This window comes from Streptomyces lunalinharesii (genome assembly GCF_039532155.1).
Taxonomy (GTDB): Bacteria; Actinomycetota; Actinomycetes; order Streptomycetales; family Streptomycetaceae; genus Streptomyces; species Streptomyces lunalinharesii.
Window position 1 is genome coordinate 115,880 of sequence record NZ_BAAARK010000001.1, and the last position, 23,604, is coordinate 139,483.

At 72.2% G+C, this 23,604-nt stretch carries 23 protein-coding genes; 5 read left to right on the forward strand and 18 right to left on the reverse strand.

From position 1 onward, the window contains the following. Window positions 1-224 precede the first annotated feature (224 nt). From ABD385_RS00560 to ABD385_RS00585, 6 genes are all read right to left on the reverse strand, one after another. On the reverse strand, window positions 225-1,532 hold the full coding sequence (locus ABD385_RS00560) for a cytochrome P450 (protein WP_344572814.1): 1,308 nt from the start codon (window positions 1,530-1,532) through the stop codon (window positions 225-227). A gap of 70 nt (window positions 1,533-1,602) precedes the next feature. Continuing rightward, window positions 1,603-2,193 carry a GTP-binding protein gene (locus tag ABD385_RS00565; protein WP_344572815.1) on the reverse strand — a complete coding sequence of 197 codons (591 nt, stop codon included), beginning with the start codon at window positions 2,191-2,193 and terminating at the stop codon, window positions 1,603-1,605. After that, window positions 2,168-2,548 (reverse strand): DUF742 domain-containing protein, encoded by a 381-nt coding sequence (locus ABD385_RS00570; RefSeq protein WP_038523811.1) that lies wholly within the window; start codon window positions 2,546-2,548, stop codon window positions 2,168-2,170. Before ABD385_RS00570 ends, ABD385_RS00565 begins: the two co-directional genes overlap by 26 nt. Beyond that, window positions 2,545-2,955, reverse strand: coding sequence for a roadblock/LC7 domain-containing protein (locus tag ABD385_RS00575; protein ID WP_344572816.1), 411 nt, complete (start codon window positions 2,953-2,955; stop codon window positions 2,545-2,547). Before ABD385_RS00575 ends, ABD385_RS00570 begins: the two co-directional genes overlap by 4 nt. Next, the gene (locus ABD385_RS00580; protein WP_344572817.1) at window positions 2,952-4,160 is read right to left on the reverse strand and encodes an ATP-binding protein; all 1,209 of its coding nucleotides are present in this window, start codon (window positions 4,158-4,160) and stop codon (window positions 2,952-2,954) included. The genes ABD385_RS00575 and ABD385_RS00580 overlap by 4 nt, the downstream gene beginning before the upstream one ends. Window positions 4,161-4,774: 614 nt before the next feature. Then, entirely contained in the window at window positions 4,775-5,788 is a 1,014-nt protein-coding gene (locus tag ABD385_RS00585; RefSeq protein WP_344572818.1) for an alpha/beta hydrolase, read from the reverse strand. 296 nt (window positions 5,789-6,084) lie between these two features. Between ABD385_RS00585 and ABD385_RS00590 the strand changes: the two genes are divergently transcribed. Together ABD385_RS00590 and ABD385_RS00595 are read left to right on the forward strand one after the other, a co-directional pair. Then, complete coding sequence (locus tag ABD385_RS00590; RefSeq protein ID WP_344572819.1) at window positions 6,085-8,019, forward strand: ATP-binding protein; 1,935 nt, start codon at window positions 6,085-6,087, stop codon at window positions 8,017-8,019. Between the two features lie 97 nt (window positions 8,020-8,116). Next, window positions 8,117-8,326, forward strand: a complete 210-nt coding sequence (locus tag ABD385_RS00595) for a hypothetical protein (protein WP_344572820.1) — start codon at window positions 8,117-8,119, stop codon at window positions 8,324-8,326. Between the two features lie 79 nt (window positions 8,327-8,405). Here ABD385_RS00595 and ABD385_RS00600 read toward each other — a convergent pair whose 3' ends face one another. Continuing rightward, window positions 8,406-9,068: a DedA family protein gene (locus tag ABD385_RS00600; RefSeq protein WP_344572821.1), complete on the reverse strand. Its 663-nt coding sequence runs from the start codon at window positions 9,066-9,068 to the stop codon at window positions 8,406-8,408. A 224-nt stretch (window positions 9,069-9,292) separates the two neighbouring features. Then, complete coding sequence (locus tag ABD385_RS00605; RefSeq protein ID WP_344572822.1) at window positions 9,293-9,751, reverse strand: DUF4442 domain-containing protein; 459 nt, start codon at window positions 9,749-9,751, stop codon at window positions 9,293-9,295. A 318-nt stretch (window positions 9,752-10,069) separates the two neighbouring features. On the opposite strand from ABD385_RS00605, the gene ABD385_RS00610 reads away from it, so the two are divergent. Continuing rightward, on the forward strand, window positions 10,070-11,617 hold the full coding sequence (locus tag ABD385_RS00610) for an MFS transporter (RefSeq protein ID WP_344572823.1): 1,548 nt from the start codon (window positions 10,070-10,072) through the stop codon (window positions 11,615-11,617). A 327-nt stretch (window positions 11,618-11,944) separates the two neighbouring features. On the opposite strand, the gene ABD385_RS00615 is transcribed toward ABD385_RS00610, so the two are convergent. From ABD385_RS00615 to tuf, 3 genes are all read right to left on the reverse strand, one after another. Continuing rightward, window positions 11,945-12,886, reverse strand: coding sequence for a spermidine synthase (locus ABD385_RS00615; protein WP_425585323.1), 942 nt, complete (start codon window positions 12,884-12,886; stop codon window positions 11,945-11,947). A gap of 315 nt (window positions 12,887-13,201) precedes the next feature. Beyond that, complete coding sequence (locus tag ABD385_RS00620; RefSeq protein WP_344572824.1) at window positions 13,202-14,053, reverse strand: patatin-like phospholipase family protein; 852 nt, start codon at window positions 14,051-14,053, stop codon at window positions 13,202-13,204. A 264-nt stretch (window positions 14,054-14,317) separates the two neighbouring features. Continuing rightward, complete coding sequence (gene tuf, locus ABD385_RS00625; RefSeq protein WP_344572825.1) at window positions 14,318-15,493, reverse strand: elongation factor Tu; 1,176 nt, start codon at window positions 15,491-15,493, stop codon at window positions 14,318-14,320. Window positions 15,494-15,882: 389 nt separating this feature from the next. Here tuf and ABD385_RS00630 point away from each other — a divergent pair, with 389 nt between their 5' ends. After that, a complete protein-coding gene (locus tag ABD385_RS00630) occupies window positions 15,883-16,584 on the forward strand; it encodes a TVP38/TMEM64 family protein (RefSeq protein WP_344572826.1) in 702 nt (233 codons plus the stop codon). Between the two features lie 54 nt (window positions 16,585-16,638). Here ABD385_RS00630 and ABD385_RS00635 read toward each other — a convergent pair whose 3' ends face one another. The 7 genes from ABD385_RS00635 to ABD385_RS00665 form a co-directional block, all read right to left on the reverse strand. Then, complete coding sequence (locus ABD385_RS00635) at window positions 16,639-17,343, reverse strand: pyridoxamine 5'-phosphate oxidase family protein (RefSeq protein WP_344572827.1); 705 nt, start codon at window positions 17,341-17,343, stop codon at window positions 16,639-16,641. A 263-nt stretch (window positions 17,344-17,606) separates the two neighbouring features. Beyond that, the gene (locus ABD385_RS00640) at window positions 17,607-18,467 is read right to left on the reverse strand and encodes a hypothetical protein (RefSeq protein ID WP_344572828.1); all 861 of its coding nucleotides are present in this window, start codon (window positions 18,465-18,467) and stop codon (window positions 17,607-17,609) included. 297 nt (window positions 18,468-18,764) lie between these two features. Further along, the gene (locus ABD385_RS00645) at window positions 18,765-19,634 is read right to left on the reverse strand and encodes an SCO6745 family protein (protein WP_344572829.1); all 870 of its coding nucleotides are present in this window, start codon (window positions 19,632-19,634) and stop codon (window positions 18,765-18,767) included. A 568-nt stretch (window positions 19,635-20,202) separates the two neighbouring features. After that, window positions 20,203-20,427, reverse strand: a complete 225-nt coding sequence (locus ABD385_RS00650; protein WP_344572830.1) for a hypothetical protein — start codon at window positions 20,425-20,427, stop codon at window positions 20,203-20,205. A gap of 2 nt (window positions 20,428-20,429) precedes the next feature. Then, the gene (locus ABD385_RS00655) at window positions 20,430-20,720 is read right to left on the reverse strand and encodes a DUF6400 family protein (protein ID WP_425585339.1); all 291 of its coding nucleotides are present in this window, start codon (window positions 20,718-20,720) and stop codon (window positions 20,430-20,432) included. A gap of 289 nt (window positions 20,721-21,009) precedes the next feature. Next, window positions 21,010-22,278, reverse strand: a complete 1,269-nt coding sequence (locus ABD385_RS00660) for a PP2C family protein-serine/threonine phosphatase (RefSeq protein ID WP_344572832.1) — start codon at window positions 22,276-22,278, stop codon at window positions 21,010-21,012. Window positions 22,279-22,502: 224 nt separating this feature from the next. After that, the gene (locus ABD385_RS00665) at window positions 22,503-22,913 is read right to left on the reverse strand and encodes an organic hydroperoxide resistance protein (protein ID WP_344572833.1); all 411 of its coding nucleotides are present in this window, start codon (window positions 22,911-22,913) and stop codon (window positions 22,503-22,505) included. Window positions 22,914-23,074: 161 nt separating this feature from the next. Here ABD385_RS00665 and ABD385_RS00670 point away from each other — a divergent pair, with 161 nt between their 5' ends. Further along, window positions 23,075-23,527 (forward strand): MarR family winged helix-turn-helix transcriptional regulator, encoded by a 453-nt coding sequence (locus tag ABD385_RS00670; RefSeq protein WP_344572834.1) that lies wholly within the window; start codon window positions 23,075-23,077, stop codon window positions 23,525-23,527. The last annotated feature ends 77 nt before the right edge of the window (window positions 23,528-23,604 follow it).

The window sequence follows — 23,604 nt, forward strand, 5'->3', positions numbered from 1 at the left end:
CATCTCCCTGAGTTCGGAGTAGATAGGCAACGGATTTGCTTGTCCGCTCGCCTTCCGCAAACGCGAGAAGAGCGAAACCACCGCACGCCGGTCAACGGACCGAGAGGCCAGGGCGGGCTCCACAACAACTCCCCTTTAGAAGATCATGTTGGACGCGACACCCCTTCCTACCCTTGCCCTTGAACATTCATACGACGCACTCATGATCGACTTCGTTGCGAACGTCACATCTTCCACCACGACAGAAACCCGCTCCACCAACTACTCTTCCGAGATTTGCCGGAAGCGGCCTCCTGTGCGGCAATGGCGCCGGCGCCCACCGGAGCCGGCATCGGCCCGGCCGAACGGCGGTCGACGCGCACCGGGGTGAAACGTGCCGGCAGCGAGTTCAGCGCCCGGTGGAACGGGCCCGGACGCCAGGTCAGGCTCTCCTCGGGCACCCCGAGTTCGATGTCGGGCAGCGCGTTCAGCAGCTTCTCGATGGCCAGCACCGAGATCAGCAGCGCCGGGTCCTTCGCCGGGCAGGCGTGCGGGCCGGCGCCCCAGGCCAGGTGCGCCCGCTTGCTCAGCGTCTGCCGACCGCCCGAGAGCCCCGGATCGGTGTTGGCCGACGCGAAGCTGATCAGCACCGGGCTCCCCGCGGCGAGCTTGCTCCCGGACACCTCGACGTCCTGGGTGGGATAGTGCGTGGCGTAGTTGGCGATCGGCGGGCTGTTCCACAGCACGTCGTGGATGGCGTCGTCGACCGGCAGGCCGGCCGTGTGCTGGCCGCCCGCGTACCGCTCGTCGCACAGCATCAGCCGCAGCGCGCTGGAGATGAGGTTCTGCATCGGCTCCGCGCCGGCGCCTATCAGCATCACCAGCTGGTGGATCATCTCCTCGTCGGAGAGCTGGGAGGCGTGCTGCATCAGCCACGACGTGACGTCGTCGGCCGGGTTGGCGCGCTTGAGGGCGACCAGTTCCAGCAGCGACTCGGTCAGGGTCTCGTTGGCCTTCTCGGCATCGACGCCGTCGAAGATGCCGGAGAACCCGAACACCAGCCGGTCGCCGATTTCAGCCGGGCACCCGAAGAGGTCGTTGAAGACCAGCAGCGGCAGCCAGCGGGCGTAGTCGGCGACCAGGTCGGCCTTGCCGTGCCCGCTGAACTGCTCGATCAGGTACTTGGCCACCCGGTCCACGTGCCGCCCCACGCGGTGCATGTCCAGACGGGAGAGGCTGTCGGTCACCGCCTGACGCAGCCTCAGGTGCGCCGGCCCGTCGGAGAACATGCTGTTCGGCCGGTACATCATCATCGGCAGCACGGGGCTGTCCATGGGGACCCGGCCCTCGTTGAACGCCCGCCAGCGACGCGGGTCGCGGGCGAAGGAATCCGGGTTCTGCAGGATCTGGAGCGCCGTCGCGTAGTCCGTGACGAGTTCCGCTTCGACGCCGGGTGAGAGTTCGACCGGCGCGGTCGGGCCGTACGTCCGCAGCTGCTCGTACACCGCGTGCGGCGCGGCGGCGAATTCCGCACCGTGCAGGGAGGTCTTCATGCCTTCGGCATGTGCCGGACAACCCGGCGGTGGAGTCTGGAATTCCGGATGAGATTGCATGGATGCACTCCTAGTTGAAGCGGGACTGCAGATAGCGAACCAATGTGATCAAGGAGTCCGCCGACGACTTCTGGTCCCGCGCGTCACAATTGATGACCGGAGTCTCGGGCAGGAGATCGAGCGCCTCCCGGATCTCGTCGAGCGAATGCGCCGGCGTCCCGTCGAAGCGGTTCACGGCGATCGCGTACGGGATGCCGTAGTGCTCCACCAGGTCCATGACAGCGAAGGACTCCTCCAGGCGCTCCGGGTCGACCAGGATCAACGCCCCGAGCGCCCCGCGCGTCATGTCTTCCCACACCTGAACGAAGCGCTGCTGCCCGGGAGTTCCGAACAGGTAGAGCACCAGTCGTTCACTCAGCGTCAACCGACCGAAGTCCATGGCCACGGTCGTCGTGGTCTTGCCCGGGACCGCCCGCAGGTCGTCAATTCCCGCACTGGCCTGCGTCATCACCTCTTCGGTGCGCAGCGGCGGAATCTCCGACATCGTTCCGATGAACGTGGTCTTGCCCACGGCGAAGTGTCCGACGACCAGAATCTTGGCCGCGGTCTGCACGGTATCCCGTACGTACACTCCGTCATCCAAAGCGAGCCTGGAGCCCATTCAGCACCTCCTCCAGGATTTGCCGTTCGACAAGCTGAGCGCTGGGGATGGGCGCGCGCGCATAGAGATGGCCCTCCTCCGTGAGATCGAACACCAGAATTTTGACGATGCCCACCGGGAACCCGGTGTGCCCGGCTATCTCGGCGATCGACAGAAAACCCCCGGCACACAGCTCCAGCAAACGCTGCTTCTCCGGGTCGAGCGGCTTTTGATGGGGTGGTTCCTGAGCGACGGTGACCAGCGTCAGCAGCGAGAAGGCGCTGTCTTCGACAAGGTCCCGGCCGTTGGTGATGACGTACGGCCGTACTAATTCCGCTGCTTCCTGTACCAGCTCCGGCTCGTCATCGGTCGTCATGGTTGGATATCGGCCCTCTCACGCGGAGGACTGGTCAGTGCCTTGCCGAGCTGACCGACCAGTTGCTGCATCCGGAACGAGATCTCTCCCATGTCGACGTCGGGCGACGCGGACACCGCGAGATACGCGCCTTCACCGGCCGATATGAGAAAGACCCAGCCGTGGTCGAACTCCACCAACGTCTGCCGCCATTGCGGACGCATGGCCGGACCGTTGTTGCAGAAGTCGGAGACCGTGCGGCTGAGCGACTGCATGCCGCTCATAGCGGCGGCCACGGTGTCGGCGTGATCCCGGCCGACACCCTTGGAACGAGCCATAAGGAGACCGTCGGCGGAGACGAGAATGGCATGCTGCGCTTCAGGCAATTCCAGAGCACTGTCAAGCATCCACGACAGATCGTAGTTCACGGAACTTCATGCCCTTCACTGCTTGCTTGAGTGGAACGACGGCCGGATTGCGTACCGCGTTGGAAGGCCCCCATCGCGGAGGCGGTCCGGGCGCTGTCGCGGGCCGGGGTGGGGGTTTCCTCGGTCGCCGACGGAACGATCGAAATCGCCCCGCGCCGGCGCCGCTTCGGCAGTCCGCCGGCGGTCGTCTCGTTCACGGCCGGGGCGCCCTCGTCCGGGGCGCCGAACGCGGCAGCTGCCGGCGCGCGGTGCCGTCCAGGGGCCGGGGAGCCCTGCTGACCAGGAGGAATCTCAGGCGGCAACGGATTGGACGCGGCCACGGCAGGACCCTCCTCGGGCTCGTGCAGGGACGTGAGCAGCTCGTCGGGGAGCAGGACGACCGCGCGCACACCGCCGTACGGCGAGGTGGAGTCCACCGAGACCGTGAAGCCGTAGCGGGCGGCGAGCACGCCGATGACGGTGAATCCGAACTGGGGCGGGTTGCCGAGGCTGGAAACGCTGGCGGAATTGCCACCGGCGAGCAACTGGCCGGCCCGCGCCTTCTCCTCCTCGTTCATGCCGACGCCGGCGTCGTCCACGACGATGCACACGCCCCTGGGTACCGGGCGGATGTTGATCTCGATCACCGTTTCCGGCGCCGAATAGCTGGTGGCGTTGTCCAGCAATTCCGCGAGGACCAGCGCCACCGGTTCGACGGCGCGGCTCACGATCGCGAAGTTGCTCTGCGACCGGATTTCGACGCGCGTGAAGTGGCGAATGCGACCCTTGGCGCTGCGGACCACGTCGTAGAGCGAAGCATCGTTTCGGCGACGACCGAGCCAACCGTCACAGAGCACCGCGATGGACTGGGCCCGTCGCGCGAACTGCGAGTTCATGTGGTCGATATCCAGCAGGTCTTGCAGGATCTTATGCTCGCCGTAGGTCTCCTGGATCTTGGAGATCGTCAGCTGCTGTTCGCTCGCCAATCCCTGGAGGGTTCGCATGGCGGCCTTCAGGGTGTTCTTGGTGGCCTCTTCGGCGCGGTCCTTGGCCTCCTCGACGGCCTCCGCGTAGTGCTCTTCAAGTTGGGTGTAGTGCTGCTTTAGCTCAACCCTTTCCTTCCTCAGCTCCGAAATCTTCTTCCGGCCACGAACAATCGCGGTAGCGGCGACAGGTGTACCAGCGACCAATGCCCACAGTGCTGGATCCTGGAGATATTGCGTCATAGGTCTCTCTTCGGATGACGAAGCCACCAGGTGCCGTATGCCCGGCTGCCGTGCAGCTGTTCACGCGCGGCCCCAGACAATAGACGAACGGCCGCGCACGGTCGCTTGCCAGAAAGCCTCTGAAGGCCCGGTTAATGGCATAGCTCTCCCCGGGGTGGCAATTTTCTCAGGCCAATGCGCGGAATTTCCTTTTGCCATAGCAGGTGACTACCCGGTTGGCAAGTGCGATGATCTTAGCATCACGACATCGGCTGAAGTCCAACAGTGATCTGTAACGTTCTGGCACCTGACGGAGATTCAACAAAGGTGCGCTTTGGGGCCATTGGCTCCCGACGCACCTCTCCGACGCAACCGGTTGACGCGCTTCCTGACGGTCCGCTAGCACCGCTGACCCCTGCGTAGCGAACGCAACGCAATCCCGCGGCACCGCGGGTCGCCACGCGCAGCGATCGCAACACGGCACCGTCAACCACCCGCGGTGCGCGGGAAGTCGGCGACCGCGACCGGCCGCCGTCGGACCGCGCGGACGGGCCGGCGTCGTGGCGCACACAGCAGTCGGCGCACGGGCCGCGGTCGGTGGTCCCGCGCGCCCCGTGCGCCGTGCCGACGGGCCGTCAGACCGACGGCGCCGCCACCGGTCCCTGCATCTGTTCGCTGATCCAGTGCAACGATTCAGCCATTCGCTTGATGTAGGTGTGGCCGCTGTGCACGCCGTCCGGTATTTCGAAGAGCGTGGAGTGGATCGGCCCGCGGACCCCGTTCGTGTACCCGCTGATGAAGCGCTGCACGTCCGGCACCGCGTCCTCCTTGCTGCCGAGCTCGAAGGCCAGGTAGACCTGCGGCCCGCCGCGCGCCACCAGTTGCCGCGCCAGGTGCCGGGGGTCGTTGGCCAGCTCTTCGGCCGGGTGCCCCTTCCACAACGGCGAGTCCGGCGCGGTGTCCGGACCGTTGACGATCGCCGCCTTGAACCGCTGCGGCTCCTTGAGCACCGCCTTCAACGCCGCGAACCCGCCCGACGAGGACCCCATGTAGGCCCAACCGTCGCGCGACCCGTACGTGCGGAAGTTGGCGCGAGCGAAGTCCGGCACGTCCTTGGTGAGCCAGCTGCCCATCTTGGGCTGCCCCGGGATGTCGCTGCCGTCGTAGTACGTCTTGCGCGGGTTGAGCACCGGCATCACCAGGATGAACGGCAGCGTCTTGCCCTGCTTCGACCACTCCGCGAGCCGCTCCTCCAGCGCGAACGGCGCATCCGCCCAGTAGTTGGCCGGGTACCCCCAGGCACCGGGCAGCGCGATCAGCACCGGGAAGCCGCTCCGGGCGTACTGCGGCTGGTCGTACTGCGGCGGGACCCAGGTCCAGACGTCCCCGGTGTAGCCGGAGGCCCGACCGTGCCACCTGGTGTGCAGCACCTTGGTGCCGTCGTCCCCGGTCGTACGGTAGGTGGTGAAGATCGACCGGGGGCCCTGCGGCAGCACCGTCCGCGGCCGACCGTTGACGGCGTCGGCGGCGTGCGCCCGCAGCCGCGGGACGTTCGACGAGTCGACGACGTCCTGACCCGGCCCCCCGCACGCGGTCAGCAGCCCCAGGGCCAGCACACACACCGCAGCTCTGACGTGCAGGGGCTTCATCGGGTCGATCTCCTCAGGCACTTGGGGCCGGCCGGGGCACCACGGTGCCACCGCGAAACCGGTCGAAAGGCATCACTCTAAGAGCGACCCGTCAGCCGTCGAACGCCGACCCCGCCCTTCGTGACCTGGGGTTTACCGTTCTGTTTCACCACTAAGACGAACGCCCTCGTCAAGCGCACCGAACGCGTTTCCCCCTAACGGTGCACCCCTTCCGCTGTTTGCCCCACCGCCGGTTCTGGCATCGTGGGTCGCTCCTAGGAAAGTGCGCGGCGCTGTGCCGTGGTTGGGGATGACCGATGACCGCGTGGGCCGATCAGGGGCCGCTGCCCGGCGTAGTGGGACGGGCCGTTGAGCAGGAGCAGCTGACCGTACTACTGCGCGGGGCCGCGCCGGTCACGCTCACCGGACCGGCCGGGGTGGGCAAGAGCCTGCTGGCCCGCGCCGTCCTCGAAGCGCACGCCGCGACCGGCCCGGACACTGTCGTCCGGATCGCCTGCTGGGACGGGCTGACCGCGGACGAACTGCCCGGCGCCCTGCTCCGCGCGGCCGGGCTCCCCCCGCACGGCACCCTCGACGCCCTCGCCGCGCACTGCCGGACCCGCCGCGCGACCATCCTGCTCGACGACTGCGACCCGTTGCTCGACGCCTGCACCGCCCTGGTCCGGCGCCTGCTGCGGGCCGAACCGGAGCTGCGGATCGTCGCGACGGCCCGCCGGCCCCTGCATCTGCCCGGCGAACGCGTCCTCGCCCTCGCCCCCCTGCCGGTGACCCTCGGCGAGGGCATCGCCGGCCCGGCCGTCGAACTCCTCGCCGCGCGAAGCGGCCCGGCCGCCCCGGAACTCCTGGTCGCGGTGTGCCGGGCGCTGGAGGGCTGCCCGCTCGCCATCGGCCTGGCCGCCCGGCAGTTGGACCGCATGACGCTGGTCCAGTTGGCCGCCCGACTCGACGGCGAAGGCCCGTTGCACTACTCCGGTCCCTCCCCCACCACCCGCCACACGTCGTTGCACGCCGCGCACGCCGCCGGCTACGCCCTCTGCTCACCCGTCGACCGTCAGGTCTGGGCCCGCCTGTCGATTCTCCCCGGGGATTTCGATCCCTGGCTGGCCGAGTGCGTCGGTAGCAGCAGTGACGTTCCTGCAGCCGCCGTCGACGGCGCACTGGAACGCCTCAGCACCGCCTCCGTCCTCGAACGCGTACGGGAGGCCGAGGGCACCCCCGGCTCCGCCACCGCACTGCCGCCCCGCTACCGACTCCCTTACGGAGCACGGCAGTTCGGCCGTGCCAGGTTGCGTGCGGCGGGCGACGAGGACGGGGCGCTGCGCCGGTTCCGACAGGCGTGCGCGGCCCTCGCGGCGGAGGCCCAGATCACCTGGCAGGGCACCGGCCAACAACTCGCGGTCCGCCTCGTCGAGGAGGAGCAGCACCATCTCGACGCGGCGCTCACCCGGCCCCCGCTGGACGCCGAGGACGCCCTCAGCGCCCTGGAGATCGCGGTGTCCCTGTGGTTCCAGTGGGCGGCCTGCGGCTTCCGCGGCGAGGGGCGCGCCCATCTGGACCGGCTGCTGCGGCACTGCCAGGAGGACACCGCGCTACGGGCCCGCGCCCTGTGGCTGGCCGGCTACCTCGCCGCCCAGGAGAACGCCCCCACCGCCGCGGAACCCCTGCTCGCCCAGGCGTGGACGGCAGCCGTGATGCACGCCGACGCTGACGGCCTGGCCCGCATCGCCCATGCGCACGCGGTGCTGGCGCTCTACCGCGAGGACACCACGACCGCCGTCGCCTGCCTGGAAGAGGCCGCCGGGCACACCTCCCGCGACCCGTGGTTCGGGCCCGGCCCCGCCCACGGTTGGGCGCTGCTCGCCATCGCCGTCGCCCCGCTCGACGCGGCCCGGGCCCGCACCGCCGCCCGACGCGCCTGGGAAACCCGCCACGCCGACAGCGACTTCTGGCTCCACTCGACGATCCTCTACGCCCACGCCGTCATCGAACGCGCCCACGGCGACCCGGCCGCCGCCCTCCGGGCCTGCCGCCGGGCCCTGGTCGCGAAGAAGCTGATCGGCGACCCGCTCTTCGTCGCCGGCGCCCGCACGATGCTGGCCGGTCTGCGCCGCGGCGTCCGCTGCGACCTCCCCGTTCGGGGCCCCGGCGCCGGCGCGACCCGCTGGTGGCGGCGCGACCCCGCCGACCCGCGCCGCCAACCGTTCTTCTCACGCCTGCGCACGACGTCCTGACGCCACCTGCCACCGACCCGCCGGCCCCGGCACCGTACGTGACGCGCCGACTGCGGTCGGGGTGCGGGAGGGCCGGGGCCGCCGCATGCTGGAAGGCATGAAACGTGCCCCCGTGATCGTGCATCCGCCGTCCACCGGCGGTCGTCGCGTCACGCTCCACGGACAGGACCTGGGCCGGGCGCTGCGGCCCGGCGACGTGGCCGCGATCCTGCGCCGCGCCGGGTTCTCCACCGCACGCTTCGCCTGGGACGACGCCGGCATCGTCGAATGGCGCGACGGCGGCCCGGACATCTGGCAGATGCCCTGACGGCAGGGAACGCGCGACGCCCCGGAGACCCTGAGGGTTTCCGGGGCGTCGCGCGTTCGTTCGTCCGGCGGGCGGCGGCTCAGTCGCGGGCCGTCGCGGCGACCGGGGACTCCGCGGCCTCCGCCGCCTCGCGCGCCGCCGCGGCCTTCTTCGCGCGGTGCTTCATCAGGAAGAACGACCCGATGCCGAACAGCACCGCGGCGACCAGGCCCCACGTCGAGAAGCGCTTCAGCCAGGGCTCGGCGACGATGCCGACGGTGTAGATCAGGGCGGTCGTACCGCCGGCCCAGATGATGCCGCCGAGGACGTTGGCGATCAGGAACTTCCAGTACGGCATCTTCAGCACGCCCGCGAGCGGGCCGGCGAAGATCCGCAGCAGCGCGATGAAGCGGCCGAAGAAGACCGCCCACATGCCCCACTTGTCGAACTTGGACTCGGCCATGGCGACGTGGTCCGGCCCGAAGTGCTTGGGGAACTTCCGGCCGGCCCAGACCAGCAGCGGCTTGCCGCCCTTGCGACCGATCAGGTAGCCGATGGAGTCACCGATGATCGCGCCGGCGGAGGCGCAGGCACCGAGCACAAAGGGGTCGATGTGGTCCTGGGTCGCGGCCAGGATGGACGCGCTGACGAGGACGATCTCGCCGGGCAACGGGATGCCCAGGCTCTCCACCCCGATGACCAACCCCACGAGCAGGTAGACGCTCAAGGCGGGTACCGTCGCCAGCCATTCCTGGATGTGCAAGGCCGCTTCCTCCGCTGGTGTAAGGCCCCCGTGGGCCGTGCCCGGTGCGCGCGACACCGATCAGTCGATCCCCCTGACGCGCCGTATCAGCGCGTCCGGGAAGCGTACTCGATCGGGTGGCGCCGACCACGAATGCGAGCGCGGGCGGGTGCATCCGCGCACCCGCCCGCCCGCGGGGCCCACCGGGCACCCGTCCCCAGGGAGTCGTCCGCTCCCCACCGGGGTCAGTTGCTGGGGCGCAGCGTCCAGACGATCGTCATCTCTCCGGTGACCGCGCCGTCCTTGTCGCGGGTGATCTCGACCTTCACCGGGAACTCCGGGCGCTCCCCGGCGTCCAGCTCGGCGATCACCTCGGAGACCGGCCGGCCCAGCACGGCGGTGGCGGTGACCGCTCCCATGGCGAGCTTCTTGTAACCGATCTCGGCGCCCACCGCCAGCGGCACCGCGCGGCCCAACTGGTCGCCGAAGGCCGTCATCACGATCGCGCCGCTCGCCGACTCCGCGAGCGTGAACATCGCGCCGGCGTGCGGGCCGCCGACGTGGTTGTGGAAATCGGGCTGGTCGGCCATGCGGACCACGGCGCGCTCGGCCGTGGTCTCGGTGAACTCGAGGTTCAGGGTGCGGACCATCGGCACGGATGCCGCCATCATGTCGCCGATCGACGGCAGGGAGTCAGAGGACATGGCACCATGTTACCTAGCGGTAGCTTAGCTGTGAAGTGCTGGCCGCATCCCTCCACCCCACCCGGACCACGGCACCCCAACCCCCCGCCGAAAACTAGGTGTTCCCGCCGACCGGCCCCCCATATCGTGAACGCCCATGACCGCACGGGGGCACACCCAGCGAACCGAGCACGCACCGTTACGCCCGCTGTCTCGCCCACCCTCGCGAACCCACCCCGTTCCGTCCCCCCGCCGGCGGCCACCGCGCCCCTCGAAGGACCTGAACGCCGCGGGTCCCCGGCGTCGCCCGAGCCGTCCCGGCCGACGGGACCACCTCCGATGACGGCCCGCGCCATCCCCCCGGGGCGGAACTTCGTCCTGCTCAGCGCCGCGACGGTGATCGCGGGCCTCGGGAACAGCGGAGCGCTGATCGCGACCTCGTTCGCCGTGCTCGGCGCCGGGGGCTCGGCGACCGACGTCGGCCTGGTCTCCGCCGCCCGCATGGTGCCGCTCGTCCTCTTCCTGCTGATCGGGGGCGCGGTCGCCGACCGGTACCCCCGACACCGGGTGATGGTCGCGGCGAACAGCGTCAACTGCGTCTCCCAAGGACTGTTCGCCGTGCTCGTCCTGTCCGGTACGGCGCACCTGTGGCAGATGGCGCTGCTGGCGGCGGTCGGCGGAACGGGGCAGGCGTTCTTCGCGCCGGCCTCCGAGGGCATGGTGCTCGCCAGCGTGACCGGCGAGCAGTCCAGCCGCGCGTTCGCGCTGTTCCGCGTCGGCGTGAACGGGGCCAGCATCGGCGGCGCGGCCCTCGGCGGCGCCCTGGTGGCGGCCGTCGGCCCGGGCTGGGTGCTGGCGATCGACTCCGCCGCCTTCGCCGTCGCCGGTGCGCTGCGCGCCTTCCTCGACGTGCACGGCATGCCGAAGCGCGACCCCGGCGAGGGGGTGGGCACGGCGCTGCGGGAAGGCTGGCGGGAGGTGGTCTCCCGACCGTGGCTCTGGGCGATCGTGGCGCAGTTCTCCCTCGTCAACGCGATGGTCATCGCGGTGCAGTCGGTCTACGGGCCGCTGGTCGCCGAGGACCACCTGGGCGGCGCCGGCCCGTGGGGCCTGGTCCTGTCCGCCTTCGGCGCCGGCACCGCGAGCGGCGCCCTGCTGATGACGCGCCTCAGACCGCGCCGGCTCCTGTTCACCGGCAGCCTCTGCGTCTTCCCGCTGGCCCTCCCCGCCGCCGCACTCGCCGTACCGGTGCCGATCGGTTGGCTCGCCGCCGTCATGTTCGGCACCGGAGTCTCGGTCGAGGTCTTCTCGGTGACCTGGATGGTGGCGCTCCACCAGGAGATCCCCGAGGAGAAGTTCTCCCGGGTCTCCTCCTACGACTGGCTCGGCTCACTGGCGATGGTCCCGGTGGCCACGGCACTGGCCGGCCCCGCCCAGGACGCCATCGGCCGCACCGCCGCCCTGTGGGCCTGCGCCACCCTCATCGTGCTCCTGACGGCGGCCGTCCTCTGCGTCCCCGACGTCCGCCACCTCACCCACCGCCACACGGCGTCGACATCTCCGTCTACGCCTCCCGGCTCCCCTATGCCTCCCGCCTCCCTTACGTCTCCCTCTTCCTCTCCCTCCTCCTCGGCACCTCCCACTCCCCCGACACCCCCATCTCCCCCCGCGCCCTCCCCGGCCGCTCCTCCCTCCCCCGGCACTTCACTGCCGGCGTCCCCCTCGCGGCCCCCCGGGGGCTCCCTCGCGAGGCATCACGACGACGCTCACCTCTCGGGCCCCTCGGGCCGGTCAGGCCCCTCGGATTCTTCTGGCGCCTCGGGCTCTTGGGGCTCGGACTCCGACGCAGTAGGCCCGCCCCACTCCCCACACACCGAGAGGAATTAATCACTCTCCGTAATCGTTGCCGTGAAAAGAAGAAAGGAGGCAGCGGGGCGGCACGGAGGCTCCCGACCATGCGGCGGCGCGACCACAGCGAAGAAGCGGCCCGGTCGCTGGCCAGGTGACTGGTTGTCCCCGGCGGCGTCCCCGGCCGCTATGAAGGCGCGGCACCCGGCCGTCACGAAGACAAGGAGTCGAGGGGCCCGGCCGTCACTAGGGCATGGGCCCGTCCGCCCGAGGGCTCGCGACCGGCAGAGGCAGACACACTCCGCCAGAGGAACGCGGAGCGCCGCCAAGCTCAGCGCCCCGACCGGAATCACTCAGGTCACGAGGTCACGAGAGGCTGAAGGCGCCGTCCGGGGGGACGGGCGACGGGAGGGCTTCGGTATCGGGTACGGGGCGGGCGTCGGCGATCAGGCGGCGCAGCGGTGCACCGTGTTCGACGCGCGCGGGGAAGACGTCGGCGGCGGTGCGGCGGGCCAGGGCGGCGATCGGGAGCTCCTCGTGCGAGGCGAGCAGCACCGTGTTGCCGAACCGGCGGCCGCGGAGCACCGACGGTTCCGCGATGAGCGCGAGGTGCGCGAACACCGTGCTGAAGTTGGCGAGTTGACGGCGCAGGAAGTCGAACGGGGCGCTGTCCGCGAGGTTCGCGGCGTAGCAGCCGTGCGGGCGCAGGGCGCGGGCGGCGGCGCGCGCGTACTCGACCGAGGTGAGTTGTGCGGGCACCCGGGAGCCGCTGAAGACATCCGCCACGATCACGTCGGCCCCGGCCTCCGGCGCCGCGTCCAGCGCCGCCCGGGCATCCTGCCCGTGCAGCGCGATCCCGGAGTCGCCGGGCAGGGGGAGGTGCTCCGTCACCAGGGCGAGCAGCCCGCGGTCGGCGTCGATGACGTCCTGGCGGGAGTGCGGGCGGGTCGCGGCGAGGTACCGGGGCAGGGTGAGTGCGCCGCCGCCCAGGTGCAGCACGTCGAGCGGTCGTCCCGGGGGCGCGGTCTCGTCCAGGACGTGCGCGAGCCGGCGGACGTACTCGAACTCCAGGTGGGTGGGCTCGTCGAGGTCGACGTACGACTGCGGGGCGCCGTCCACCGTGAGCAGCCAGGCGCGAGGGCGGTCGACGTCCGGGAGGAGTCGGGCCGTGCCGCAATCGACGGGGCGCGTCACGGGCACCGGGTCGTCGGCGGGCCGGGCGGTCGGGGGTTGCGTGGGAGTCCGGTCGTCCGACGGGGCAGCGCCGGCCGCCGGGGCCGCGGCCGTCTCCGGTGATTCGTTGTGCACGATGCCATTGTGACGGGCGAGGAGGAGCGCCGTCCCGGACGGGTGAGGGAGCCGTCCCGGACGGGGTGGGCGCGCCGTTCCGAACAGGGTGCGAGCGCCGTCCCGGACGTGGAAGGGCTCCGTCGCCCGCGGGGTGGGAGCGCCGTCCCGCAGGGGGTGCGGCGGGAGAGTACGGGAGTAACGGGCGGCGGGGGGTGTGGTCGGCCCGCTGTGGTGATCAGGGTGGGGCTGGCCGCGGTGACGGGCGCCGGGTAGGCCGTTGTGCCAGGCGGGCGGGCTGTGCGGGGCGGGACGGGGCCGGGCCGGGCCGGGAGTTCAGGTGGTCCAGAGGGCGCGGACGTGTGGGGCGTGGGTGGCGGACTGGCGGCGGCCGGCGCGGGCGGCGTCGGCCCGTTTGGCGGGGTCCAGGATGTTGCGCCCGAAGGCCGACCGGGAGGCCCGGTCGGGGGTGATCACGTACACCCGGGCGCCCTTTCCGGCCAGCCGTGCGGCCTGGGTGCGCGGCGCGGCGATCGGTCCGCCGCCGGCCGTGATGGGGGCGATGACCACCACCCGGTCGTACCCCGCGGCCAGGTCCGCATTGGCGCTGGAGTGCACTCCGCCGTCCACCCACCGCTTCCCGTCGACGGTGACCGGCGGGTACACGGCCGGCACCGCGCAACTGGCGCTCACCGCGTCGAGGAGGGCGACGCCGCTGGCGCTGTCGAAGGCCGCGCGGCGCCCGGTCGCCGAGTCCACCGCGGTGACCAGGAGGTGCCGCGCGGGCCAGGTGTCCACGACCAGCGTCCGGGCAATGGCCGCACGGTGTTCGGCCTCCGGTGCGGTGCGCGCCGCCAGCGCGAACCGGCCCATCCGTGCGCCGAACGACACCGCGTCCCGGGAACGCAGCGCGGCGGCCGCGAAGCGCGCGAGCACCGCCGGTCCGATCCGGGCGGCGGCCGCTCGCCCGTCCGGCGCGACGAGTTGGCGTGCGTAGAGCTCGTTCAGTGGGTGCGGGCGGGAGGTCAACTGCGCTCCGACGATCGACCCGGCGGAGGTGCCGATGACGACGTCGGCGTCGGTGAGGTCGGCGCCGGCTTCCGCGAGGCCGGCGAGCATGCCGACCTCCCAGCCGATGCCGGTGAGTCCCCCACCGCCGAGGACCAGTGCCGTTCTCGACTCGGGCATGTGATGTCCCTTCCAGGTGGGGCGGCGCCGGCGTCCTGCCGGATCGTAGGCCCGCGCGGCGAAGGAGACCAGGGCGAAGGAGGCCAGGGGGACGGGCGGCGGCGTGAACGGGGGCGTGGAGGGGCGGGGCAGGGGCGCGGGCGCGGCCGGGGCCTGCTCGGACGGGCCGGAAGGGGCGTCGTCCGGGCAGGCCGCGGTGTGGTGGGGCCGCTCGCCGGCGGCGGCCCCACCCTCAGCGGGGACGGCGCCCCCGTTGGCGCGCGCTCACTCCAGTACGGTGCGGACGGTGCCCGCGCCGACCGTCCGGCCGCCCTCGCGGATGGCGAAGCCGAGGCCCGGCTCCAGCGGTACCGCGCGGCCCAGTTCGACGGTCGCGGTGATCGTCTCGCCGGGGCGGGCGACGGCGCGCTCGCCGAGGTCGAGGGCGCCGACCACGTCCGCGGTGCGGAGGTAGAACTGCGGGCGGTACCCGGTGGACAACGGCGTGCGGCGGCCGCCCTCCTCGGTGGAGAGGAGGTACGCCTCGGCGGTGAAGCGTCGCCGCAGGGTGATGCTGCCCGGAGCGGCGACCACGTCGCCGCGGCGGACGTGCTCGCGGTGCAGGCCGCGCAGCAGCAGCGCGACGTTGTCCCCGGCCTCGGCGGATTCCATGGGCTTGCCGAAGGTCTCCACGCCGGTGACGACGGTCTGCACCGCGTCCGTGCCCAGTACGGCCACCTGGTCGCCGCAGCGCACCGTGCCGCGTTCGACGGCCCCGGTGACGACGGTGCCGCGTCCGGTGATGGTCAGCACGTTCTCCACGGAGAGCAGGAACGGCGCGTCCACGTACCGCTCGGGCACCGGGACGTAGGTGTCGACGGCGTCCAGCAGGGCGCCGATCGCGTGCGTCCAGCGCGGGTCGCCCTCCAGGGCGCGGAGTCCGGAGACCCGTACGACGGGGAGGTGCTCGCCGTCGTAGCCGTGGGCGGTGAGCAGTTCGCGGACTTCCAGTTCCACCAGGTCGGTGAGGTCCGGGTCGCCCGCGTCGGCCTTGTTGAGCGCGACGACGACGTGCCGCACGCCCACTTGCTTGGCGAGCAGGACGTGTTCGGCGGTCTGCGGCATGATCCCGTCGAGCGCGGAGACCACGAGGATCGCGCCGTCCAGTTGGGTCGCGCCGGTGACCATGTTCTTGATGAAGTCGGCGTGGCCGGGCATGTCGACGTGGGCGTAGTGCCGGGTGTCGGTCTCGTACTCCACGTGCGAGATGTTGATGGTGATGCCGCGGGCGGCCTCCTCCGGGGCCCGGTCGATGCGGTCGAACGGGACGAACGTGCCGGTGCCCCGGTCGCTCAGGACCTTGGTGATGGCGGCGGTGAGCGTGGTCTTGCCGTGGTCGACGTGGCCCATGGTGCCGATGTTCAGGTGCGGCTTGGTGCGGACGTATGCCGTCTTGGGCATGGTGTGCTTCCTCGCAGGAATGCGGTGATGACGGCGCCTCGACGCCGTGGGGACCCCTGGCCCGCTCCGACCCTCCCCCTGCGGGGTCCGCCGGACGATCCGGAGAGGGTCAGCGTCGCGCGCCGTGTGCCGCGGCTGCGGCGAGGAGTCCGGCGGCAGCCTTCGGCGCGTCCGCGGCGGTCGTTGCGACCGCGGACGGCATCGGGAGGAAGACGTGCCGGAACATGTGCCCCATGGTGCCGGGGCACCGGTCGGGCGTCGAGCGATTTACGGTCCGGGGGCCTTGGCCGAGCCGGCTGCGTGGCGTGCGGGGTGCCGTGTCCGCCCGGTTCGGGGTCGTGCGGCCCGGATTCCGGCGGTCCGCCGCACGCGTCGGTTACGCTCCCGGGATGCCCGCCCCCGCCGCCACGTCCGACGGCCTCGCCGCACGCTGTACGCGCGTGGTGTTCTCCCCCTGGTCGCGGCTGGCCCTGCTGCTGGTCCTGTTGGCCGCCGCCGCGGCCACGATGCTGTTGTGGCATCCGCAGCAGTTGCTGTCCGGTGGCTGGACCGCGCAGTGGTCGGGGCCGGCGGCGCTGGTGGGGTTCACGGTGGCCTACGGCGTGTGCACCACGGCGTTCGTGCCGCGGCCGGTGCTGAATCTGGCCGCGGGTGCGCTGTTCGGCAGTCAGTCGGGGTTGGTCACCGCGCTCGCCGGTACGGTGCTGGGCGCCGGGTTGGCGTTCGGGCTGGGGCGGCTGTTGGGGCAGGAGGCGCTCCGGCCGTTGTTGCGGGCCCGGTGGTTGGCGGCGGCGGACCGGCAGTTGAGCGAGCACGGGTTCCGTTCGATGCTGGCGATCCGGCTGTTTCCGGGACTGCCGTTCGCCGCCATGAACTACGCCGCCGCGGTCTCCCGGATGCGCTGGTGTCCGTACTTGCTGGCCACGGCGTTGGGGAGCATTCCCAACACGGCGGCGTACGCGGTGGCGGGCGCGCGGGCGTCGACGCCGACGTCGCCGGCGTTCCTCCTGTCCATGGGGTTCATCGCGGTCAGTGGGCTGGCGGCGGTGGTCGTCGCCTGGTGCAAGCGCAAGGCGCTGCGCAGGGGGTGAGCGTCCGTCAGCACGCGCACGGGCACGGCGCAGACAGGTCGAGGCGCGGGCGGGTCATGAGGCGGGGGTGTCCGCGCGGGCGGCGATGTGGTGCGGTGCCGCGGGGGGTTCGGTGCCCAGTGCGGGGTCGGGCTGCGGGGCTCCCCAGGTCGTGTGGAGGGGCAGCACGCCGGCCCACCGGCCCCGTGCGGCGTCCGGGCCGTCGCCGTCGTCCGGGGCACCGGTCCTGATCTTCACCGATGCCTCGTCGAGGGAGAGGGCGAGGAGTGCCGTGGCGGCCAGTTCCTTGCGGTCGGGTCGGCGGGCGTAGTCCCACTGGCCGGGGGCGCACTGCTCGGTGAGGCAGCGCAGGCCCGCCGTCTTCTCCTGGTCGTCGGTGACCGGGCGCGGTACGCCGTAGATCATCGCGCTGCGGTAGTTGACGCCGTGCTCGAAGGCCGAGCGGGCCAGGACGAGTCCGTCGACGTGGGTGACGGTGACGCAGACCTCCGCGTCCGGGGACGAGACGAGGCTGCGGCTGGCGACCGAGCCGTGGAAGTAGAGGGTGGTGCCGTCCGAGCCGTAGACGGTGGGCATGACGCGGACGGAGCCGTCGACGATCACGCCGAGGTGGCAGACGAAGCCGGCCGCCAGGATGGCGTCGAGTGCGGCGCGGTCGAGGCTGCCTTGTTCGCGGAGCCGGCGGTGCCGGGTCCGGTCGGTCTCGGCCAGGGTGCGGTCGGGGCGGGGTATGGACGCGGTCGTGGTGGTCTGCGTCATGGTGGTCTGCCTGTCTGCTCTGGGCCGGTGCGCTGCGGGCGGGTGCCCGTGTCGCGGGCCTGGGCGCGGCTGGGTACGCGAGCGGGCAGCCCACGAGGACTGCCCGTCAGAGTAACGACTTCATAATATTCATACCAGTTATTTCACTGAATTCGTTGTCGCCGAACCCTCAGGCAACTGATTTCGTATATCACGCGCAACTCGGCACCGTTCTGCATTTGGCATGTGACATGCAGCATGCGGCAATTCGGCATGCGGCTGCATCAGGAGCTGAGGTGGTACTGGGCCCATGGCTGGTGGGCCGGTGCGGGCTCCTCGTAGGCGGGAGCAAGGGTGCCCCAGGGGGCGAGGGCGCCGTCCCAGTCGGTGCCGAGGGCGCTGACGTCGGTGACGGGTTCGTTCGGGGGCATCGCGCCCGTGTACCAGGCGGCGGACGTCATGGGGTGGGCGGTGGGTACGCCGTTCCAGGTCGCCGACTGCTGGGCGGGGATGGTGTATTCGGACTCGTGGATGTCGCCGGGGCCGCGCCGGTGACGTCCGGCGTAGGTCTCGGTGGAGCCTGGATAGAAGCGCCCTTGAGCGGAGAGCTGTTGGGCCCGTGCCATCAGGCGACTGAGGTCGAGGCCGAATTCGACGGCCAGCTCCCTGAGGTCCACACCGGTCTGCCAACTGCCGATCAACACCGCGTCCATGGCGGGCGACCAGTTCTGGTCCGGTGCGAAGCCGGTGGTCGCCGCGCCCGTCGGGCGGTTGCCGGCCTGCGGTGGAGCGGCCGTGGCGGCGGGCTGGGCCGGGGCGGAAACGTCGGCGCCGTAGTCCGGTACCGGATCCTCCGGCTCTTTGGGTGGCGTGCGGGCGGCGTTGGAGAGCAGCTCTTCGGCGACGACGCGGGCATCGTCCTTGCCGACCGTGCGCCGGGCGACCCGCACTTCCCGCTCGTTGAGCCCGAACAGGCCGGCCACCGCGCCCGTACTGCCCACGGTCAGGGCGAACGCTGCCAGGACGCGGGAGCGGTCGGCCTGCGCCTCGTCAAGCCTGGCCTGCGCTTCCCGGACACGTTCATCGCCCAGACAAAACGCTTCTGCCAGTACGGCGTTGCGGTCCCACAATTCTCTCGGATCCATACTCAGACAACGTCGCTTCCGTCGGAGGTGATCCGATCTGTCGCTGCAAAGCACCCCAAAGCACCCATCGAACCACGAGATGACAATCACGTCGTAGCGCAGTCGACAATCACGTCGTAGTCCGGGAGGGCCCCTCCCGGGCGAGAAGTCGAGTGTCAGTGCGGCGCGTTACCGTCGAAATCGGCGGAACATGGCGCCGGCCGGCGGCTCGTACCGGTCGTTCCGACGGGCGGGGGTGGTAGCAGATGAACGGGTGGCGGGCGAGGGTGCCCGGCCGGCGGCCCGGCGCGGAGGTCGCTACGGGGTGTCCGGGTGGGGCAGGCCGATGGGGTTGGGGAAGGGGAGCACGTCCGCGGCCAGGATGCGGCGGACGACGGGGTGCAGGAGCTCCAGGAGGTGGTCGGTGTCCGCCGGGGCGAGGGGGCGTAGGAGTCGGGCGGCGAGACGGTCGGTCTGCGCCTCGATGCGGGTCCGTTCGTCCCGGCCGAGGGCGGTGGCGTTCCCCTGCGCGTCGAGGAGGTTGCGGCTGCGCAGGCGGTCCGCGGCGGCGGCCCACTCCGCTTCGGTCCAGCCGCGATCCTCCCGCATGCTGCCCTCCGGCACCCGGCCGGTGGCGGCGGTGAGGACGAGCGCTTCGCAGCCGTCGAGTTCGCGGTCGGCCAGCGCGGCGAGGTGGGCCTCGCCGCGGAACTCCCGCAGTGTGGTGGCGAGTTGCCAGAGGCGTTCGACGGGGTCGGCGTGGTCGCAGAGTGCCCGGTTGGCCGCGAAGAGCGGGCGCGCGGTGTCGGGGGCGGCGTCGACGAGCGCCTGGAGCCGGGGCAGCAGGGCGGTGGCGGACCGGTCGAGGTCCGGGGCGGTGGCGCGCAGGGCGCGGGCGGCGCGGGTGCCGCGTTCGTCGAGGACGTGGGCCGGACTGACGGTGCTCCAGGCGGCGGGCAGGGCGCGGGCCACCATGCCCGGGGCGAAGACTCCGAGGACCGCGGTGGCGGCCGCGGGTTCGACGGCGCCCAGGGGTGCGGTGCGGGCGGCGAAGTAGCCCATCCAGAAGCCCTTGAGGCCGAGGGCCTTGCCCAGGGCTCGGCAGTCGTCGTCGAAGTAGCAGACGGCGTGCAGCGGTTCGGTCATCAGCCAGAGCGATCGTGCTCGCTGCGCCTCGGGCGGCTCCATGGTCTGCTCCTCGGACGGCTACGGGGCGGGCGACGGGCGGACGGTGCGGCCCGACCGCCGGCCCCGCGGCGACTTTCCGGTGGCTCCGCGCGCGGCTCGTGGTGGGTGGCTCCGCCGCTTCGCACGCTATCGCTGCCCGGGCGGGGGCGCAGGGAAGCGGGGATGGCGTGGGGGACGGCGTGGGGGGGAGGGAGGACGGCCAGGGTGGGCCGGGGGCGACGTGCGGGGATCGACGGGCGGTGATCGACGTGCGGTGATGCACCGACGGCAGCGAGGGCGATCGGGCGGCGGGGCCACGAGAGTGTCGAGGGGGCCGAGGGCCGAGGAGCCGCCGGCCGGTCCGCTCCCGCTGATCGGTGTGCGGCGGCGGGGGCGCGGCGCAGCGCAGCGGGGGGAACGGCGCCCGCCCGGCCGCCCGGCTGACCGGTGCGGTCACCGGTTCCGGTGCGGTGGGGAGGGCGTGGGCGGCCGGCCGGATCGTGCGGTTTCGGCGGCGCCGCGGCCGAGGCCCGGCGCACGGCCGGGTCCGGTGCGAGCGCGGCGGGCGGCTGCCGGGGCGGCCGTTGGGTCAGGAGCGGCCGCCGGCTCCGAAGCCGGAGTCCCACGCGAAGAGGTGGGTGCAGGCGGGGCACTGGAGGTGCAGCAGGCTGCCCTTGTTGGACAGCAGGTAGCGCCAGTGGTCGCCGCAGGTGCGGCCGGCGCGGCAGGTGCCGCAGTCCTGGTGGTCCTCGCAACGGGGGCAGGGCACCCAGGCGCGGCGGCCGATGTCGGCGGTGGGGTCGATCGGCAGCATGCTCAGCCCTGCCCGGCGGCCGGCAGCACTCCGGCGGCGACCAGCATGGCGTAGGTGGCCTGCTGGTCGGCGTCGAGACCGGAGTAGAGGAGCCGCTGGGCCTCCGCCTCGTCCTGCATCACCGCGACGGGGTCCCAGCTGTCGCCGAGCGCGGCGAAGACTTCGGCTCGGCGCCAGGCCTCGTGGCCGGCGAGGTCGAGTTCGAAGGTCCCGTGGGTGCGGTCGTCGGAGATCCCGGTGACGCGGGATATGTCGGCTCCGGTGCCGGTGGGGCTGGTGGGGTCGGTCATGATGCGCTTCCTGTACCACTAGCGGACGATTTGGGGCGAGTAACCCTGATCGGACGTGTTTAGCAAGTGGGACGGACTTGAGGAAGCGTCAACCGGAGAAACCCTCCGCCTGGTGCGTCACGGGGGGCCGCGGAAGGGCGGAATCTCGGGGTCGGGGCGCGGAGCCGGGCGGCCGGGCGTGACGGATGTCATGCCCCGCCGCGCGCGCCAAGGCCCGCCATCGGGACCGGCGGGGCGGACGGGGCACCGCCGCCGCAGGCGCGCAGGCGGCGTCCGCTCCCGACCGTGGCCGCTACGCGGTGCCGGCCGCCGCGTCCGGCCGGCGTGCGGGGCGGGGCGGCAGGCGGCGGACGGCGACCGCCGCCGCGTCGTCGGCGAGGCGGCCGCCGGTGTGGGCGAGGAGGTCGGCGCGCAGGCGGCGCAGGACGCCGGCGGGGCTGCCGTCGCTCCAGGCGCCGGCCCGCTCGGCCAGCGGGTAGAAGTCCCCGTCGGCGTCGCGCGCCTCCGTCACCCCGTCCGTGTAGAGGAGCAGCAGGTCACCGGGGTGGAAGGGGAAGGTCTCCACGTCGTAGTCCGGCGGGCCGGCGAGGGCACCGAGGCCGATGGGGAGGGCGTGCCGCCGGGGGTCGAGGACGCGGGCCCGGCCGTCGCGCAGGAGCAGGGCGGGCGGGTGTCCGCAGCTGATGGTGCTCAGCTCGGGGCGCCGGTCGGGGATGTCGAAGAGGGCGACGGTGGCGAACGTTTCGTCGGCGTCGGGCGCGGGGTCGACGACGCCTGGGCCGGGGACGGGCGCCGGGTCGGGGACGGCCTGATCGGCGGCGCCGGCCGGGTCGGTGACGCCGGCGGCGGTGGGCGGGGGGTCGGCGGCCGGGCGCGCGGGGGCCGTGGCCCATTGACTGGTGTCCCAGCGGACCGCGCCGTCGAGATGGCGGGCGAGCCGGGGCAGCGTGGCCTGGCGGTGCGCCGCCGCGCGGAAGGCGCCGAGGATGAGGGCCGCGTGACTGTAGGCCGGGAGGCCCTTGCCGCGGACGTCGCCGACGATCAGCCGGGTGCTGGCCGCGGTCCGCGCCGCGGCGAAGAGGTCGCCCCCCATCTCCGCCTCCTCTTCGGCGGCGAGGTACAGCGAGGCGAACTCCAAGTCCCCACTGCGTTCCGGCAACGGCCGCAGCAGCACCTTCTGCGCCACCGCGGCCACCGAACGGCTCCGCGACAGCCGCCGCTCGTTGTGCTCCCGCACCACCGTGAACAGGAACACCAACCCCGACACCACGATCAGGGCACTGATCTGCGTGTAGAGGTTCTCGGTGAACAACACGCCGCGGGCGAGGCCGATGCTCACCTGGGCGGCGACCGCCAGGGTGCCGATCGCCGCGGTCGGGCCGGGTCCGGCGAAGGCGGCGGTGAGGGCGGGGGCGGCGACCAGCAGCGGGCCGAGGTGGATGTCCGGGGGCGCGAGGACGTCGGCCGCGCAGACCGCGACGATCAGCCCGATCGGGATGAGCAGCAGGGCGTGGCTCGGATCCGGTCGTTGGCGCAGCCGCGTCAGCCGTGGGAAGGGCATGCATCATGGTTGCACTCGAACGAGGCAAATGCCCGGATAGTCGGGTTCTCGCAGGCTTTCCCCACGCCGCCGAGGCCGCCGAGACAAGCCGCCCCTCGCCAGCCGGCCGCCGTCGTCGTCGGCACCCTCGACGGCGCGCGGCCGGCCCCTTCGGCGACACCCCCATGGGCACTTCACCGGTCCGCGCCGGCCCGTCGACCCCCGCCCCCGTCGGCCCCGCGTCGTTACTCGACGACCAGCTCGACGTCGATGTTGCCGCGGGTGGCCTTCGAGTAGGGGCAGAACTGGTGCGTCGCCTCGACGAGCCGCTGCCCGACCTCGCCGGCCAGCGCGTCCGGGAGTTCGACGCGCATGACGACGGCGAGGCCGAAGCCGGTGCCGTCCTTGCCGATCGAGACCTCGGCGGTGACCGAGACGTCCTTGGTGTCCACCCCCATCTGGCGACCGACGTTGACCATGGCGCTGGCGAAGCAGGCGGCGTACCCGGCGGCGAAGAGCTGCTCGGGGTTGGTGCCGGCGCCGTCGCCACCGAGGGCCGGGGGCAGGGCGAGGGCGAGATCGAGTTGGCCGTCGGAGCTGACGGCCCGGCCCTCGCGACCGTTGGCGGTGGCGGCGGCGGTGTACAGCGCGTCCATGAGGGGTCCTTTCGCGTGGCAGACGGGGGCGGGGCGGGCCCGGCCCCCGTGGAGCGGCGGGCCGGCCGGTCACCCCGGCCAGGGACAACAGTGGCACGACATTGAGTTGTGCGCAAATCAATTGTGCACAACTCAATAGCGTCGGGCGTTAACCTGGGTCCATGACCACGCCCCCGGCTTCCGATGCCGAACTGCTCCGCCTCGACCACCAGGTCTGCTTCTCGCTGCACGCCGCCTCGCGGGCGTTCGGGGGCGTCTACCGGGAGGCCCTGAAGGAGCTGGGGCTGACCTACCCCCAGTACCTGGTGATGCTGGTGCTGTGGGAGCACGGCCCGGAGCCGGTCAAGCGCATCGGTGAGCGGCTGCGGCTGGATTCCGGCACCCTCTCGCCGCTGCTCAAGCGCCTGGAGGCGGCGGGCCTGGTGCACCGGGAGCGCAGCCCGCAGGACGAGCGGTCGGTCATCATCCGGCTCACCGGTGCCGGCGAGGGGTTGCGGGAGCGGGCGCTGCCGGTGCCGCGCCGGATGCTGGCCGCCACCGGCCTGACCGTCGACGAACTGCGGACGCTGCGCAGCCTGTTGGGTCGGGTCACCAGCGCACTCGACGAGGGCTGAGGACACCGCCGGCCGGGTGGACGTGCGCGACGGACACCGCGCACCCACCGTGCGGCAACCCGTGCCCCGCAGCGCGT

Excerpts from the sequence above, each read along its gene's own strand:
- ABD385_RS00635 (WP_344572827.1), bottom strand. The coding sequence starts at position 17,343 with ATGACGCAGACCACCACGACCGCGTCCATACCCCGCCCCGACCGCACC.
- ABD385_RS00630 (WP_344572826.1), top strand. The coding sequence starts at position 15,883 with ATGCCCGCCCCCGCCGCCACGTCCGACGGCCTCGCCGCACGCTGTACG.
- ABD385_RS00585 (WP_344572818.1), bottom strand. The coding sequence starts at position 5,788 with ATGAAGCCCCTGCACGTCAGAGCTGCGGTGTGTGTGCTGGCCCTGGGG.
- tuf (WP_344572825.1), bottom strand. The coding sequence starts at position 15,493 with ATGCCCAAGACGGCATACGTCCGCACCAAGCCGCACCTGAACATCGGC.
- ABD385_RS00670 (WP_344572834.1), top strand. The coding sequence starts at position 23,075 with ATGACCACGCCCCCGGCTTCCGATGCCGAACTGCTCCGCCTCGACCAC.
- ABD385_RS00610 (WP_344572823.1), top strand. The coding sequence starts at position 10,070 with ATGACGGCCCGCGCCATCCCCCCGGGGCGGAACTTCGTCCTGCTCAGC.
- ABD385_RS00580 (WP_344572817.1), bottom strand. The coding sequence starts at position 4,160 with ATGACGCAATATCTCCAGGATCCAGCACTGTGGGCATTGGTCGCTGGT.
- ABD385_RS00595 (WP_344572820.1), top strand. The coding sequence starts at position 8,117 with ATGAAACGTGCCCCCGTGATCGTGCATCCGCCGTCCACCGGCGGTCGT.
- ABD385_RS00590 (WP_344572819.1), top strand. The coding sequence starts at position 6,085 with ATGACCGCGTGGGCCGATCAGGGGCCGCTGCCCGGCGTAGTGGGACGG.
- ABD385_RS00570 (WP_038523811.1), bottom strand. The coding sequence starts at position 2,548 with ATGACGACCGATGACGAGCCGGAGCTGGTACAGGAAGCAGCGGAATTA.
- ABD385_RS00560 (WP_344572814.1), bottom strand. The coding sequence starts at position 1,532 with ATGAAGACCTCCCTGCACGGTGCGGAATTCGCCGCCGCGCCGCACGCG.
- ABD385_RS00640 (WP_344572828.1), bottom strand. The coding sequence starts at position 18,467 with ATGGATCCGAGAGAATTGTGGGACCGCAACGCCGTACTGGCAGAAGCG.
- ABD385_RS00650 (WP_344572830.1), bottom strand. The coding sequence starts at position 20,427 with ATGCTGCCGATCGACCCCACCGCCGACATCGGCCGCCGCGCCTGGGTG.
- ABD385_RS00645 (WP_344572829.1), bottom strand. The coding sequence starts at position 19,634 with ATGGAGCCGCCCGAGGCGCAGCGAGCACGATCGCTCTGGCTGATGACC.
- ABD385_RS00605 (WP_344572822.1), bottom strand. The coding sequence starts at position 9,751 with ATGTCCTCTGACTCCCTGCCGTCGATCGGCGACATGATGGCGGCATCC.
- ABD385_RS00620 (WP_344572824.1), bottom strand. The coding sequence starts at position 14,053 with ATGCCCGAGTCGAGAACGGCACTGGTCCTCGGCGGTGGGGGACTCACC.
- ABD385_RS00565 (WP_344572815.1), bottom strand. The coding sequence starts at position 2,193 with ATGGGCTCCAGGCTCGCTTTGGATGACGGAGTGTACGTACGGGATACC.
- ABD385_RS00660 (WP_344572832.1), bottom strand. The coding sequence starts at position 22,278 with ATGCCCTTCCCACGGCTGACGCGGCTGCGCCAACGACCGGATCCGAGC.
- ABD385_RS00665 (WP_344572833.1), bottom strand. The coding sequence starts at position 22,913 with ATGGACGCGCTGTACACCGCCGCCGCCACCGCCAACGGTCGCGAGGGC.